Source organism: Paraburkholderia sp. AV2 (assembly GCF_054968425.1).
Genome location: NZ_JBANLK010000030.1, coordinates 39,547 through 54,668 on the forward strand (window position 1 = coordinate 39,547; position 15,122 = coordinate 54,668).

Below are 15,122 nucleotides of genomic sequence, written 5' to 3' on the forward strand. Positions count from 1 at the left end.
TGCTATCGTGCAGCCGCCGCGGGGTGGCAATGACAGGGCCAATAAGGAGAGCCAACAGTGATGACCGTGCTGGGCTGCATCGTCGAGAAGCACAATCCCTGGATCGTCCTGATCGCCGTGCTGATATGCGGGGCGGGGTCGTGGGTCACCGCACGGCTTGCATTGCGCGCGTTCGTTTCCGCCGGCATGCAGCGCGCCGGCTGGATCTTCCTCGCGAGCATCTCCTCGGCCGTCGCGATCTGGTGCACGCATTTCGTCGCCATGCTCGGCTTCGAACCGGGCGTGCCCGTGGCGTTCGATCCGGTACTGACCATCGACTCGCTGTTCATCGCGCTGGCGGGCAGTTTCGCGGGCTTCGCCATCGCCACGAGCCGCTGGAGGCGAGTCGCGCCCGCTCTCGGCGGCGCGGTGCTCGGGCTCGCCGTGGCGCTCATGCACTACACCGGCATGCTGGCGTATCGCGTCGAGGGCGCCGTCGGCTGGAACTCGACGTATCTCGTCGCCTCGGTCGTGCTTTCCGTCGGCTTTGCCGCCTGGGCGCTGCAGCATGCGGCAGCGCGCGGGCCGGACTCCGCGCTTGGGGTGTCGGCGCTGCTCGGGGTTGGCATCGCCGCGCTGCACTTCACCGGCATGACCGCTTTCGAGGTCGTGCCCATGACGATTCCCGGCTCGTTCTCCAACCCGTCAGCGCTTCACGCGCTGGCGCTCGCAGTGGCCGGCATGGCGTTCATCATCGCGGGCGCGGGGCTCGTGAGCTTCCTGCTCGACGATTCCGTGCGCGCGGAGTCCGTCGAGCATCTGCGGGTGATGGCGATGAGCGACATGCTCACCGGCCTGCCCAACCGCGCGAGCTTCAACGAACGGCTCGACCTGGAACTCGCGCGTGCGCAGACGGAGCCAGGCAAGATCGCGCTGATCGGCATTGACCTGAACCGCTTCAAGGAGATCAACGACCTGCGCGGCCACCACGCGGGCGATGAAGTCCTGCGCATTCTCGCGCGGCGGCTCGCGAGTCTTGTCGGCGACGGCGAATTCGTGGCGCGCGTGGGCGGCGACGAATTCGCGGCGATCAAGCGCTTCGGCACGCGCGACGATCTGGCCGAATTCCTCGAGCGCCTGGAGACAGCGTTGTTCCGGACGATCCGCTACGACGACTGGGAAGTCGTCTCGGGCGCGAGCCTCGGCGTGGCGGTTTATCCCGATGACGCCACGACGAAGTCGGTGCTCATCAACAATGCCGACCTCGCGATGTACCGCGCGAAGGCGGACCTCACGCACGCGGTGTGCTTCTACGAGCCCGCGATGGACGAGATTGCGCGGGCGCGCCGCACGCTGGCCGCCGATCTGCGCGATGCGCTGTCACGCGACGAACTCAGCGTTCACTACCAGGTGCAGACGTCGGTTTCGAGCGGCGAGATCTGCGGCTACGAAGCGCTTCTGCGCTGGGAGCATCCGCGCCGTGGTTTCGTACCGCCCTCGGAATTCATCCCGATCGCCGAGGAGAACGGCCTGATCCTCAACATCGGCGCCTGGGTGCTGCGCGAGGCGTGTTCGCGCGCGGTGTCGTGGACGCCGCCGTACAAGGTTGCGGTGAATCTCTCGCCGGTGCAGTTCGCGCATGCGGATCTGCCGAAGCTCGTCGAGGACGTGCTGAGCGAGACCGGTCTTGCGCCCGCGCGGCTGGAACTGGAGCTGACCGAATCGACGATCTTCGCCGACCGCGAGCGTTCGCTGAAAGTGCTTCAGGAAATCAAATCGCTCGGCGTGAGCGTGGCGCTGGACGATTTCGGCACGGGCTATTCGTCGCTCGATACGCTGCGCTCGTTCCCGTTCGACAAGATCAAGCTCGACCAGTCGTTCGTGCGGGAGACCGAATCGAACCGCCAGACCACGGCGATCATTCGCGCCGTGCTGGCGCTCGGCAAGAGCCTCGGCATTCCGGTGCTGGCCGAAGGCATCGAGACCCGCGACCAGCTCGCGCTGCTTGCCGGCGAAGGTTGCGATGAAGTGCAGGGCTTCCTGCTGGGCCGGCCGGCGCCGCTCAGCCAGATCGTGGCGAGCGGCCAGCTTTCGCTCGACGTCGCGGGACTCCAGCAGGCCGCGGCGGGTTGACGAGGCGGCCGCGGCCGCGTTAGGCGCGCTACGCCCTGCGCGCCGCGCGGCACGCAGGGCAGGCCGTCAAGCCGTGATGCGCCCTTCGATGGGATAGCCGGGATCCGTATAGCCTGGCGTCGAGGCGTGCCCCGGCGGGACGAGGGCATCGACGAATCGTTCATCTGCCGCGTCGAGTTTCAGTTCGAGCGCTTCCACGTAGCTGTCCCACTGCGCCTCGGTGCGCGGCCCCGCGATGGTCGCGCTGATCAGCCTGTTGTGAAGCACCCACGCAAGGGCGAACGCAACAGATGTGGTGCCGCGCGCCGCGGCGTGAGCCATCAGCTTTTGCGCGATGACGAGCGACTCGGGACGCCATTCGGTCTGATGGATGCGCCGGTCGCCGCGGCCCGCGCGCGAATCCGCAGGCGGCGTGCGCTCACGGCACGGCCGACGATTTCTTCCGAGCGTCCCGCGTGATACACGTCGGTCGTATCGATGAAGTTGACGCCCTGATCGAACGCCTTGTCGATGATGCGTTTGGCGGTTGGCTCGTCCGTTTCGCCGCCGAACATCATGGCGCCCAGACACAGTGGCGATACCTTCAGGGCGCTGCGGTATCGATGCCGCACGGTCTGTGACTGCTCGACACCGCTCAGCCGCAATATCGCAGGGCGTCGACCATGGGATAGATGCTGGTGAAGACCTGTTGGCCTTTCATGCGTACCTGCAAACTGCGCCGACCTTTGCGGAGTTCCCACGCATGGAGATCGCCGTGCGTCGACGGACGCGGGGCGGCGGTGGCTCATTCATCAGACGTAAACCGTTACCGGGCTTGCGCCGTGGCCCCGTCATTCCGCCTATCGGCGAGGCAATTCTCTGCGCGATTGCGGGCACGTCGCACAGCGGCCTTCTCCCGAAGGCGACCTCGTGAGGGAAGTCTTCCTGTTTCGCAAACGTTTGCTGGGCGGGTATCAAGTTGACCGGGGATCGAGCCGACAACGCGCACATAGCCATGAAATCCTGGAGGGGCTGGACGTGAAACGGGCCTTGTTCTTACTCGCTCTGCTGGCCGTTACCGGCTGCGCCCAACTGCAGCAGGCCAATACGGCGCAGGCGGCCAAAACGCAGGCCTCGAACGAGATCATGCACTTCGACATTCCTGCCGACGCGCTGGGCGCACGCGATCCGCAACTGAGCGCCGTGCTCGCGAAGGCGGGCGCGCTGGCGGCTGCGCAGAAGCAGCCTACGGTGATCCGCGTGACGGCGCTGGGCCAGGACCTGCCGTACCTCAATCAGGCAATCTGGAAGGGCGTGCCGCAGCAGGAGGCGAACAGACTGACGCTTGAAAACCTGACGGCCGGTGCGAACCAGACGTACAGCGTGTCGATCAAGCCGCAGCAAGCGGGGGGCTGACGCGATGCGCCTTTCCTTCGTTTTCCTCACGGTGGCCGTTTCGTTCGCGTCGACAGTGTGTGCCGCCCAGTCGGGCACGGCAGCGACCGCTTCCGCGCAATCTGCCGCTGCTGCCGTGCCCGCTGCCACGGACAAGGTCTATCCACCCTTGCCGACGCTCGCCATGCTGCCGCCCCCCACCAGCGACGACGATGACGAGACCGCGCCGGCTACCCATCGCGCCTCGAAGCACGGGAAGAAGTCGCGCCGCCCCGAGTGCCATTGCAGTGCGCCTTCACCGCATCTCGTGGTGTCGGACGAATCGCGCGCCTATTTGCAGGACGTCGAGCGCAAGCTTGACGTCGCTCTGGCGCGATGACGCGCTCCACGGAGGGACGACCGATGCCGGTGTCCGATAACGTCAGGACACGCCGTTCGCGGCGTTGGACAGGCTACGCGCGCACCGTGTCTATGGTATGGACTGCGTGGTTGGTGCTTGGCGCTTCGCCGGCAAGCGCTGCCACGGCCGCCGACGATTGCTTCGAGAAGGCCGGCGCCTATCAGGGCGTCAATCCACTCGTGCTGCGTGCCGTGGCGTGGCGCGAATCGAAGGGCGATGCGACGGCTATCAACCGCAACGCCAACGGCTCGATCGACGTGGGGCAGTTGCAGATCAACTCGGTCCATTTTTCAGACCTCGCCCGCCAGGGCATACCAAGCCGCGCATTGACCGATCCGTGCGTGAACATCTACGTGGCCGCATGGCTGCTCAAGCAGAAAATGGTGCGCTACGGCAACACCTGGCGCGCAATCGGCGCCTACCACTCGGAATCGCCGCACGAGCGCGATGCCTACGCGCGCAGCATTCAGGCGATTCTCGTTGCCTGGGGGCTGTTGCAGCCAGCGCACTGAAGCTCACCGCAGTCTTGCGCGACGTCAGAAATAATCTGGTCATACTGCACCTGAACGGTGCGGGCCGCGTGTTGCTCAATTTACAAAATATCACCGGCAATGTTGATGAGAATGAGGATTTTATCGTTCGCTGCCTGTGAATTCTGTCAGTGCTGAATGTAGTCAGTGTAGGTAATACGATATTCAATGATCGTAATTAGTTTGATGACCGCCCCGGGTCCCAGCGCCACGCACGCGTGAAAGAAAATGGTAGTTCGGTTGGGTCGCTAATTTCGCCTCCTCTTTTAAGGGTATTTAACCATTTTTCAGGTAAATGGACTCCTAAATTTGATGTCCTCTGCCATAAAATCGTATCTCGTTAAATGGGTGCGTAATCCGCTTTAGATTGCTGCGTGGTTTAACGTCAAGGGGCCGGATATAGTTCGTCCGCGCAAGAGCGAGCATCTGATTATCCAGTGCACTACAACGGCATCGGATTAACCCGCGTGCGCTGTAGTACATCCAAATTCAGCTGCCAGATTCTGCACGAGAACGAACCATGAAAAAGAAAACCCTGATTTTTGCTGCCGCCACCGCCACCGCCGCGGTTGCAGGTAGCGCCCAGGCCCAGAGCAGCGTGACACTGTATGGCCTTGTTGACGCAGGTCTGACTTACGTAAGCAACCAGGTCAATGGCAACTCGCAGATCCAACCCGACGGGCACGTGACGGGCGGCAAGGCCATGATCGGCCTGACTGGCAGCAACGTTCAGCCGAGCCGCTGGGGCCTGCGTGGCGCCGAGGATCTTGGCGGCGGATTGAAGGCCGTCTTTACCCTCGAAAGCGGTTTCAATGTGATGAACGGCAGCACCGTGACGAGTTCGCTCTTCAACCGGCAGGCGTTCGTCGGTTTTTCGAGCAATGACTACGGCGCGCTGACGCTGGGTCGCCAGTACGATTCGATGATCGACTACGTGGCGCCTATGTCGGCTACCGGCTCGTGGGGGGGCACCTACTTCGCTCACCCGGGTGACGACGATAACCTTAACAGCACGTTCAGCATCAACAATTCGGTCAAGTACCAAAGCGCCAACTACTCCGGCTTCTCGTTCAGCGCCCTGTACGGCTTTTCCAACGATGCGGGCGGGTTTGCAGACAACCGCGCCTACAGCGTGGGTGCGGGCTACAACTATGGCGGTCTGCGCGTGGGCGCGGCCTACCTGCAACTTCAGGGCCTGAATTCCGGCAACGGCAATGGCGCTGTCCAGGACCTGCCGGCGTTTACCTCGGCCAGCCTGCCGGGCATCCAGAACCAGCGTACCTGGGGTCTCGGTGCGAGCTACGCCTTCGGTCCCGCGCTCTTCGGCGCGGTGTTCACGCAGAGCCGCTTCCAGGACAACATCGCTGACGCGTCGGTGCGTTACAACAACCTCGAAGTCAACGCGCGCTACGACTTCACGCCGGCCTTCTACGTGGGTGCCGCCTACACCTACACGCAGGCTCTGCGCAACACACCGGGAAGCAGCAGCACGAACAACCGTTCGTCGCACTGGAACCAGTTCGGTTTGCAGGCCGACTACTCGCTGTCGAAGCGCACCGACCTTTACGCGGAAAGCGTTTTCCAGATCGGGGCGTCGAACACAGCCGGTACGAACTCCACGCAAATCAACGGCACGGACCTGCCCTCGGCGAGCAAGAGCCAGGCGGTCGTGAGCACGGGTATTCGCCACCGCTTCTAAGCGGCTGCCTGGCGGTTGTCCGCGCGGGCAGGGGGCGGCGAGGCCGCCGCCCCCTGCTGTCTGCGATCCGGGACTCGCGCTGCTCGGGCCCGCTTGCAACAAGACGCTGCAAGCGGGCTGCTTCCTGCGAATACCCGTTCGGAATGGAAAATGAAATGAACGACGGGTGGAGAACGCGGGGCGCGAAGGAACGAGCCGCGACGGTATGATCGGCCCGCGCGGGATGGGTGACGGGGTCCATCGGGGGCCGGCGCTGAGTGCGTACCTCGCTTCCTCGCCATGCAGGGGGTCCAATCACCATTGGAGGTTCAACATGAATAAAGATCGTTTGCGCGGTCTATTGCTGATTTCGCTGCTGTCGCTGTTCGCGGTTTGCTCGAATGCCGTGCCGAGTGTTTCGTCGTCCTCGCCTGGTTCGCGTGGGCAACTGGTTTCGGAGGCAAGAGCATCGTTGAACTCGCTTTATGCTTCTTCGCCCAAAGCGAAGAAGCTTGCCGAGAACGCGACAGCCATCCTTGTTTTTCCGGCCGTGCTGAAGGGCGGGCTGATTGTCGGCGCCTCCGGAGGCAATGGGGTACTTTTCCGGCCAAATGGAACAGTTCTCGGTTACTACAACGTCACGTCGCTTTCCTATGGACTTCAAGCCGGGGCGCAGAACTTCTCTGAAGCGATGTTTCTGATGAAACCGACGGTCCTCCGCTATTTGAACAGCACGGAGGGTCTGTCCGTTGGCTCCGGGCCCTCTGTCGCCATCCTCGATGAAGGTATAGGCAAGGACATGTCGAGTACAACGCTGCGCTCCGACATTTATGCAGTTGTTTTCGGTCAGCGGGGTTTGATGGCCGGCATTGGCATCCAGGGCCAGAAGATCAGCAGGCTCAACGGCTGACACGGGGGCGCGCCTCCACGCGTCGACTCACATCGATTTCCGGGTTGGCATCTCTGGTATTTATTTCGTAATGCTTAATGTAATCAACAGCTTTCGCTAACTGCAATGGACTCTAACCAGATCATGCGCTGCCAACGGATACGAAACGAAATGACGATTCGACGCAGAGGCCCGGCAGTCGCCGGCGTTGCGCTAGGCCTGCTCCTTGGCATCGGTGGCTGCCACAAGGAGGCCCCGCCCGAAAGCAGGCTTATGCCTGCCATGGTCGACGTCATGGAGGTCATGCCGGGCGAGGTCCCGGTGACTTTCGATTACGTCGGCCAGACCGAGAGTTCGCAGCAGGTCGAGATTCGCGCGCGCGTGAGTGGCTTTCTGGAAAAGCGTGTCTATCAGGAGGGCTCGATGGTCCACCAGGGCGACGTGATGTTTCTGATGGACAAGAAGCCGTTCCAGGCTGCGTTTGATGCCGCGCAGGCCGAATACGCACAGCAGAAGGCGCGGCTCGACACGGCGCAGGCCAGCCTGAATCGCGTGCGTCCGCTCGCCGCGAAGAACGCGCTGAGTCAGAAGGACCTTGACGATGCGATCGGCCAGCAACAGGCCGCGGCGGCTGCCGTCGAACAGGCGCGCGCGAACGTGACGAGCGCACGGCTGAACCTCGGCTACACGACCATCACGGCGCCCGTAACAGGACTGTCTAGCTTTGCGAAGAAGCAGGAGGGCACGTATCTCGATGCCAGTAACAGCCTGCTCACTTATGTCGCGAAGCTCGATCCCATGTGGGTCAACTTCTCGCTCTCGGAAAACGAGATGCTCGACCTGCGTACCCAGACCGGGAACGGCACGCTCAAGCTGCCGGAGCGCGGCAAGCTCGAAGCCGTTTTCGTGCTCGCCGACGGGAGCGTCTATCCGCAGCGCGGTCATATCGCCTTCACCGACGCCGAGCTGAGTTCGGAGACGGGCACCTACCTGATCCGGGCAAGCGTGCCGAATACGGACGGCGCCCTGCGGCCCGGCCAGTTCGTACGGATCAAGCTCGTGGGGGCGGAGCGCCCGAATGCCATTGCCGTGCCACAGGAAGCGGTGCAGCAGGGGCCTCGCGGTGAATTTGTCTGGACCGTCGACAAAGACGACAAGGCGCAGCAGCGCGCCATCGTCACCGGCGGCTGGAACGGCAACGACTGGGTCATCCAGTCGGGATTGCATCAGGGCGATCGCGTCGTTCTCGACAATACGCTGAAACTCATGCCCGGCGTACCCGTCAAGCCCCATCTGGTGCCGGCGCCGGTTCCGGCTGCCAACCCCGGCAGTATCCCGGACGCTGCTGCTGCGAGCGCGGCAAGCGCGGTTCGGGGCGCACCGGCAGTTGGAGGCTGATCGATGAAGTTCTCCCACTTCTTTATCGACAGGCCGATCTTTGCGTCGGTGATCTCGATCATCCTCGTGGTGGCTGGACTGATTGCCATGGTGAATCTGCCGGTGGCGCAGTTTCCGGACATTGCGCCGCCGCAGATTACGGTGACTGCAAGTTATCCCGGCGCCAGCGCCGATATCGTTGCGCAGAACGTGGCCGCGCCGATCGAGCAGCAGGTGAACGGCGCCGACAACATGATGTACATGAATTCGTCCAGCTCGTCGACGGGCAACATGACGTTGACTGTGTACTTCAAGATCGGCACCGACCCGTCGCTCGCGCAGGTGGACGTGCAGAACCGCGTGAATCTCGCGCTGCCCACGCTGCCCGAAGCGGTAACCTCGCAGGGCGTTTCGGTGCAGAAGCGCTCGTCGGCGTTCATGATGGTGATTGCCGTCTATTCGCCCGATAATACCTACGATCAGGCCTACGTGGCGAACTACGCGAATGTCTACGTGCTCGATGCGCTCAAGCGCATCCCGGGCGCGAATCAGGCATCGATATTCGGTTCTGCTGATTATGCAATGCGAATCTGGCTCAAGCCCGACCGCATGGCGAAGCTAGGTATTACCGTGAGCGACGTTCAGAACGCGATCAAGGAACAGAACCAGCAATTCTCGGCGGGGCGGCTCGGGCAGTCGCCGACAGACGGTCCGGTTCTGCAGACCTTCCCTGTGACCACGCAAGGGCATCTCACCGAGCCTGCGGACTTCGACAACATCATCGTCCGCGCCGCGGCGCCTTCCGCTTCTGGCACAAACGATGTGTCGATGGTACGCATCAAGGACATCGGCCACGCCGAGCTAGGTGCGAAAGATTATTCGATGCGCGGTCGCTACAACGGCAAAACGGCTACGCTCATCGCGGTTTACCAACAGCCGGGCGCGAATGCGCTGCAGGTGGCCAAACAGGTGCGCGAGACGCTTGCACAGTTGCAGAAGAGCTTCCCGCCGGGCCTCAAGTACGAAGTAGCGCTCGACACGACCGGGTTCGTGCACGAGTCCATCGTCGAGGTCGTCAAGACGCTGCGCGATGCGGTGATTCTCGTGATCCTCGTGGTGTTCCTCTTCCTGCAGAGTTTCCGCGCGACGCTCGTGTCGATTCTTGCCGTACCCGTGTCGATCATCGGCGCGTTCATCGGCATGATGGCGTTTGGCTTTTCGATCAACATGCTGACCTTGTTCGGCATGGTGCTCGCCATCGGCATCGTGGTGGACGACGCGATCGTGGTGATCGAGAACGTCGAGCGCAACATGACGGAGTTCAAGTTGTCGCCGAAGGAAGCTGCCAAGCGCGCAATGGACGAGGTGAGCGGGCCGGTGGTGGCGATCGTGCTCGTGCTGCTGGCGGTGTTCATTCCGGTGGCGTTCCTTTCGGGCATTACAGGTCAGCTCTACAAGCAGTTCGCCGTGACGATTGCAGTTTCGGTGGTGCTTTCGGGTATCTGCGCGCTCACGCTGTCGCCGGCGCTCGCCGCGATTCTGCTCAAACCGGGCGAGCACAAGAAGAACCGGTTCTTCACCTGGTTCAACGAAAAGTTTGAAGGGCTCACCGCGGGCTACGGCAGGGGCGTGCAGAGCGCGATCCGGCGTGTGGCGCTCTCCATCGGCCTGATCCTGGTGATGGTGCTCGCCACCGGTGGACTCTTCAGGCACATTCCCACGTCGTTCGTGCCGGTGGAAGACCAGGGCTATTTGTTCGGTGCCGTCGTGCTGCCGGACGCCGCGAGCCTCGATCGCACGGGCGACCTGTCGAAGAAGGCCGAGGACTGGTTCGCCAGGCAGTCCGCGGTGAAATCCGTCGCCTCGGCAACCGGCTACAGCCTGATCGATTCGCAGTACAAGTCGAACGCGGGCACGCTCTTCATCGCGCTCAAGGACTTCAAGGAGCGCGGTGAAAACGGCACGGCACCGGACTTGATCCGCGCTGGACGCAAGCTGTTCTCGGGTTTCAAGGATGGCGTGGTCGTGCCGGTCAATCCCCCGTCCATTCCTGGCCTCGGCACGACGGGGGGCTTCCAGTTCTGGCTGCAGAGCACGGGTAGTGGTTCTCTCCAGCAGCTCGAGCAGAAGGTCTACGAGTTCGTGGCCAAGGCGCGCCAGAATCCCGCCCTCGCCGGTGTGAATTCGACGATCAACATGCGATCGCGTCAATTGCGCGTGGACGTCGACCGTGAACGGGCGAGATCGCTGGGTGTACCCGTGGAGGAAGTCTATTCCGCATTGCAAACGATGTTCGGTTCGTCATACGTGAGCCAGTTTCCGAAGGACAGCCGTCTCTTCCAGGTGATCGTGCAGGCGGAGCCGCAATACCGTACGCAGCCCGATGACATCCAGCAGCTCTACGTGCGCAATACCACCGGCCAGATGGTGCCGATCAAGGCCGTCGCGACGTTCCACTTCGTGCCGGGCGCGGACATCGTCAGCCGCTTCAATGACTTCCCCGCGGCGCAGATCACGGGCGATGCGGCACCGGGCCACAGCTCGGGTGAGGCGATCGCGGCGATGGAGGAAATCGCGCGTGAGACGCTGGGCGAAGGCTACAGCTACGGATGGAGCGGTCAGGCCTACGAAGAGAAGACGGCTGGCTCGACGGCGGCGCTCGTGTTCGCATTCGGATTGCTGATGGTGTTCCTGATCCTTGCAGCGCAATACGAGAAGTGGTCGCTGCCGGTCGGTGTGCTGCTCGCCGTGCCCTTTGCGATCTTCGGTGCACTCGTGGGGATACTGCTACGCGGCATGGAAGACGACGTGTACTTCCAGATCGGCCTGACCGTGCTGATCGCGCTGGCGGCCAAGAACGCGATCCTGATCTTCGAGTTCGCAGTGGAAATGCGGGAAAAACAAGGTATGACACCGTACCAGGCGGCAGTGGCTGCCGCAAAGCTGCGTCTGCGACCCATCGTCATGACCTCGATTGCGTTCATCCTGGGTTGCGTGCCGCTCGCCATCGCGAGCGGAGCGTCGGCGGCAAGCCGCCGCTCGCTCGGCACGGGGGTGATCTTTGGCATGCTCGGTGCGACGCTGATCGCGCTCTTCTTCATCCCCATGTTCTTCTGGGGGCTGGAGACGCTGTCGTCGCGTGGCAAGCCGCGTACCGCGTCCGATGCGGCGCGGCCTGCCACGCCGTCTTCGCAGGAGGATTGAGCGATGAAGCTTGTCATTGACAAAGGCCTCGCGTCGCTGGTCCTGAGCGGCTGTTGCGTCTGTCTCACAGCGTGTGCCGTGGGACCCGACTACCAGCGCCCGGCGGTCGATACACCGTCCACGTTCCGGTTTGCCGCGCCCAACGCCGAAGTCGTCGATAACTCGCTCAACTGGTGGAGGCAGTTCAACGACCCGGTCCTTGACGACCTCATCGTGAAGGCGCTCGCGCAGAACAAGGACCTAGGCATCGCGGCGGCGCGCGTCGAGGAGTATTACGGGCGCTATGTCATCGCGCGTGCCGGGCTGCTCCCGCAGGTCGGCGCGAACTTTGGCGCGTCGCGCAGCCGCGGTGTGCCTGCTCCCGGCTTCGCGCCCGTGGTCGGCAACCAGACGCAGCTCGAAGGTTCCGTCTCATGGGAGATCGATCTGTTCGGCCGTTTGCGGCGCCTCACCGAGGCCGCACGCGCGGACTATCTGGGCACCCAGGCCGCGCAGCAGGCCACGCGCATCGCGCTGATCGCGAATGTCGCCACGGCTTATCTCCAACTGCGCGACTATGACAATCAACTGCTCATTGCGCAGGAGACGCTCAAGAGCCGAGCGGGTTCGCTCGAATTGTTCGAAGAGCGCTTCGGCGGCGGTGTCGTTTCGAAGGTGCAACTGAGCCAGGTGCGTTCGGAGTACGAATCGGCGCAGGCCTCCGTCTACGCAATCCAGCAGCAGATCGCGCAGCAGGAAGACGCGATTTCGCTGCTGCTTGGCCAGAATCCCGGCCCGATTCCGCGTGGCAAGCCGATCGCCGAATTGAGCGCTCCGGCGATTCCGGCGGGATTGCCCTCGTCGCTGATCGAGCGGCGGCCCGACGTACTGCAGGCGGAACAGGCGCTCGTTGCGGCGAATGCGTCGATCGGCGCGGCACGCGCGCAATACTTCCCGCAGATCTCGCTCACCGGTCTCTTCGGTGCCGCGAGCACAGCGCTCACGGGGTTGTGGACGGGGCCGGCTCGGGTGTGGTCGTTCGCGGGCGCTATCTCGCAGCCGATCTTCCAGGGTGGAGCGATTGCGGGGTCGGTGCACGAGGCCGAAGCGGTGCACCAGGAGGCGTTGCTCAATTACGAGCAGACGATCCAGCAGGCGTTTGCCGACGTCGAAAATGCGCTGGTGGCCGTCGCGCAGACACGCGAGCAATTGGCTGCGACCACGCGCCAGGTGGCCGCGCTTTCGGAATATGCGTCGCTGGCCCGCGATCTTTATGAAGGCGGGTACACAAGCTATCTGGAAGTGCTCGACGCGGAACGCAGCCTCTTTTCGGCGCAGATCCAGCAATCCACCCTGCAGGACCAGGTGTTCGCACAGACGGTAAGCCTGTACAAGGCGCTCGGCTACGGATGGACACCGCCACCGCACTGACGCCAGCGGGTGGATTACGCCTGCTGGTTAGGGGCAAATAAAGCGAGAGCCTGTTTAGCTCTCCCAATAGCCTTCTCGGCGGTACAGCGCGGTATAGAAGTCGATGAACGCACGCACCTTCGACGACACCGTCTTCTTCGGCGGATAGACCGCCCAGATGGCAGGTTCGGCACGCGTGGGCCGTGCCTCCCAGTCGGGCAGCACGCGCATCAGGCGGCCTTCGCGGATTGCGGCGCCGGTTGCCCACGTGGGCAGCAGAGCAAGTCCGCGCCCGGCGACGGCAAGCTCGAGCAGTGCGTCGGTGTCGTCCACACGCAGGCGGCCTTGAAGTTGCACGATGACTTCCTGGTCCGCCCGCGCTGCTTTCGCTCGCGAGCGGTTGACGAGGAACCAGCGGTCGTCGGGCGCGAGTGCGAAGCGCAGCGCCGTGTGATGGGCGAGGTCGGCGGGTACGCGCGGCGAGCCATGCTGCGTCACATAGCCGGGGCTCGCGCAGACGATACGCCGATGCGGTGCGAGCTGGCGCGCCATCAACTGCGAATCGGGCAGCACTCCAATGCGGATTGCGAGATCGATGCCGGCATCGATCACATTGAGCACGCTTTCGGTGATCACGCAGTCGACATCGATTTTCGGGTAGCGGTCCATGAAGTCGGACAGGTGGCGCACGATGTGGCGCCGTCCGAACGCCCCCGGCATCGTTACGCGCAGGAGCCCGCGCGGCGAGCGGTTCAGCGAGGCCGCGGCTTCGCGCGCTTCGTCGAGACTGCGCACGACCCCCTGCGCGTGTTCGCGAAACACCCGGCCGCCTTCCGTGAGCACGAGGCCCCGCGTGGAGCGGTTGAAGAGGGCGATGCCAAGATCGCGTTCGAGCTCGCTGATGTGGCGCGAGACGGTGGAAGTTTTGACGCCGGTTCGCTCCGCAGCCTGACTGAAGCTGCCAAGTTCGGCCGCGTACAGAAAGGCGCGGACGGCGGAGAAGTAGTCCATGGGCAACGCTCCCTGGGAATATCGGTCGATTGTACGGGAGCGGGTGCAATGCCCTGCGCGCCGGTTATCCCATTTCTGCAAAGCTGATTTCGGCGACGGGCCGTTCTGGCCCACGCGGCTCAAACCTATAGTGGCATCCAGCGACGCCGTGCAACGATCGCACGGCGCGTACTCCCCAATCTTCGAGGAATGCTGTCATGAATCCGAACACGCACGCCGTACTCGCATTCGACGACGAGGCCGTCACGCGCGACGCTCAGTACTTCGAATACACATCGTCCGCCAATCCGATTGGCGCGAAGCTGATTTCGCGGGTGCCGTACCACACGTTTTCCAGCGCGCTATACGACAGCGGGCCCACGCGTGTCGTGCCGCTCGATCTTTCGGCAGAGCTTGGTTGTGCCTGGCCGGCTACCGGTCCGGGGCTGCTCGCGCATTTCGTGCGTATTCTGGCTGGCGAGTCGGTGCGCCTGAATCCGGAGGCGACTTCTCAGGTGTGCTATGTGATGGAAGGTTCCGGTGTCGTCACGCAGAAGGAGACGGTATTCGAGTTTGGCACGGGCGACTTCTTTGCGCTGCCCGGCGGCGCCGAGGCGCGGATTGCCGCCGCTTCGACCACACGCCTCTATTACGTCAACGACGCGCCGTTGCTCGCGTATCTGGGCGCTGGCTTCGGTCGTGCGCGCTTCGAGCCGACACTTTATCCCGCCGCGCGGGCGCGGGCCGAGCTCGACGAGGTGGCGCGCGCCCCCGGTGCTGCGCGGCGCAACCGCGTGAGCATCCTGCTCGGCAATACGCACTTTCCGCAGACGCGTACCGTGACCCACACGATGTGGGCCATGTTCGGCATGATCGCAGCCGGTACCACGCAGAAGCCGCATCGCCATCAGTCGATCGCGCTCGACTTCATTCCCGATTGCAAGCCGGGCGTCTATACGCTCGTGGGTACGGAACTGGATGCCGAGGGCAATATCGTGAACCCGCAACGGGTGGACTGGACACCGGGGATGGCATTCGTCACGCCGCCCGGTTACTGGCATGCCCACTTCAACGAGTCAGGCGAGGTCGCCCATGTGATTCCGCTGCAGGACGCGGGATTGCAGACTTATCTGCGTGCACTCGACATCCGCTTCGCGCATTAAAGGGCGGCCGGCGACG

At 63.3% G+C, this 15,122-nt stretch carries 11 protein-coding genes and 1 pseudogene; 10 read left to right on the plus strand and 2 right to left on the minus strand.

Going from position 1 to position 15,122, the window contains the following annotated elements; genetic code table 11:
- Positions 1-60: 60 nt before the first annotated feature.
- Positions 61-2,112 (plus strand): putative bifunctional diguanylate cyclase/phosphodiesterase, encoded by a 2,052-nt coding sequence (locus V8683_RS20245; protein WP_411193589.1) that lies wholly within the window; start codon positions 61-63, stop codon positions 2,110-2,112.
- Positions 2,113-2,178: 66 nt separating this feature from the next.
- Here V8683_RS20245 and V8683_RS20250 read toward each other — a convergent pair.
- Positions 2,179-2,669 (minus strand): annotated as a pseudogene (locus V8683_RS20250) (aldo/keto reductase).
- 460 nt (positions 2,670-3,129) lie between these two features.
- Between V8683_RS20250 and V8683_RS20255 the strand changes: the two are divergent.
- The 8 genes from V8683_RS20255 to V8683_RS20290 all read left to right on the plus strand — a co-directional run bounded on the left by V8683_RS20255 (position 3,130) and on the right by V8683_RS20290 (position 12,974).
- Complete coding sequence (locus tag V8683_RS20255; RefSeq protein ID WP_411193451.1) at positions 3,130-3,507, plus strand: hypothetical protein; 378 nt, start codon at positions 3,130-3,132, stop codon at positions 3,505-3,507.
- A gap of 4 nt (positions 3,508-3,511) precedes the next feature.
- Complete coding sequence (locus V8683_RS20260) at positions 3,512-3,865, plus strand: hypothetical protein (protein WP_411193450.1); 354 nt, start codon at positions 3,512-3,514, stop codon at positions 3,863-3,865.
- Positions 3,866-3,957: 92 nt separating this feature from the next.
- Complete coding sequence (locus tag V8683_RS20265) at positions 3,958-4,398, plus strand: lytic transglycosylase domain-containing protein (RefSeq protein ID WP_411193588.1); 441 nt, start codon at positions 3,958-3,960, stop codon at positions 4,396-4,398.
- Between the two features lie 538 nt (positions 4,399-4,936).
- Positions 4,937-6,115, plus strand: a complete 1,179-nt coding sequence (locus tag V8683_RS20270) for a porin (RefSeq protein ID WP_411193449.1) — start codon at positions 4,937-4,939, stop codon at positions 6,113-6,115.
- A gap of 313 nt (positions 6,116-6,428) precedes the next feature.
- Positions 6,429-7,004, plus strand: a complete 576-nt coding sequence (locus V8683_RS20275; RefSeq protein WP_411193448.1) for a lipid-binding SYLF domain-containing protein — start codon at positions 6,429-6,431, stop codon at positions 7,002-7,004.
- Between the two features lie 252 nt (positions 7,005-7,256).
- Positions 7,257-8,381 (plus strand): efflux RND transporter periplasmic adaptor subunit, encoded by a 1,125-nt coding sequence (locus tag V8683_RS20280; protein WP_411193447.1) that lies wholly within the window; start codon positions 7,257-7,259, stop codon positions 8,379-8,381.
- Positions 8,382-8,384: 3 nt separating this feature from the next.
- The gene (locus V8683_RS20285) at positions 8,385-11,564 is read left to right on the plus strand and encodes an efflux RND transporter permease subunit (RefSeq protein ID WP_411193446.1); all 3,180 of its coding nucleotides are present in this window, start codon (positions 8,385-8,387) and stop codon (positions 11,562-11,564) included.
- A gap of 3 nt (positions 11,565-11,567) precedes the next feature.
- On the plus strand, positions 11,568-12,974 hold the full coding sequence (locus V8683_RS20290) for an efflux transporter outer membrane subunit (protein ID WP_411193445.1): 1,407 nt from the start codon (positions 11,568-11,570) through the stop codon (positions 12,972-12,974).
- A 54-nt stretch (positions 12,975-13,028) separates the two neighbouring features.
- Here V8683_RS20290 and V8683_RS20295 read toward each other — a convergent pair whose 3' ends face one another.
- The gene (locus V8683_RS20295) at positions 13,029-13,964 is read right to left on the minus strand and encodes a LysR family transcriptional regulator (protein WP_411193444.1); all 936 of its coding nucleotides are present in this window, start codon (positions 13,962-13,964) and stop codon (positions 13,029-13,031) included.
- Between the two features lie 197 nt (positions 13,965-14,161).
- Here V8683_RS20295 and V8683_RS20300 point away from each other — a divergent pair, with 197 nt between their 5' ends.
- Positions 14,162-15,106, plus strand: coding sequence for a cupin domain-containing protein (locus tag V8683_RS20300; protein ID WP_411193443.1), 945 nt, complete (start codon positions 14,162-14,164; stop codon positions 15,104-15,106).
- Positions 15,107-15,122 lie beyond the last annotated feature (16 nt).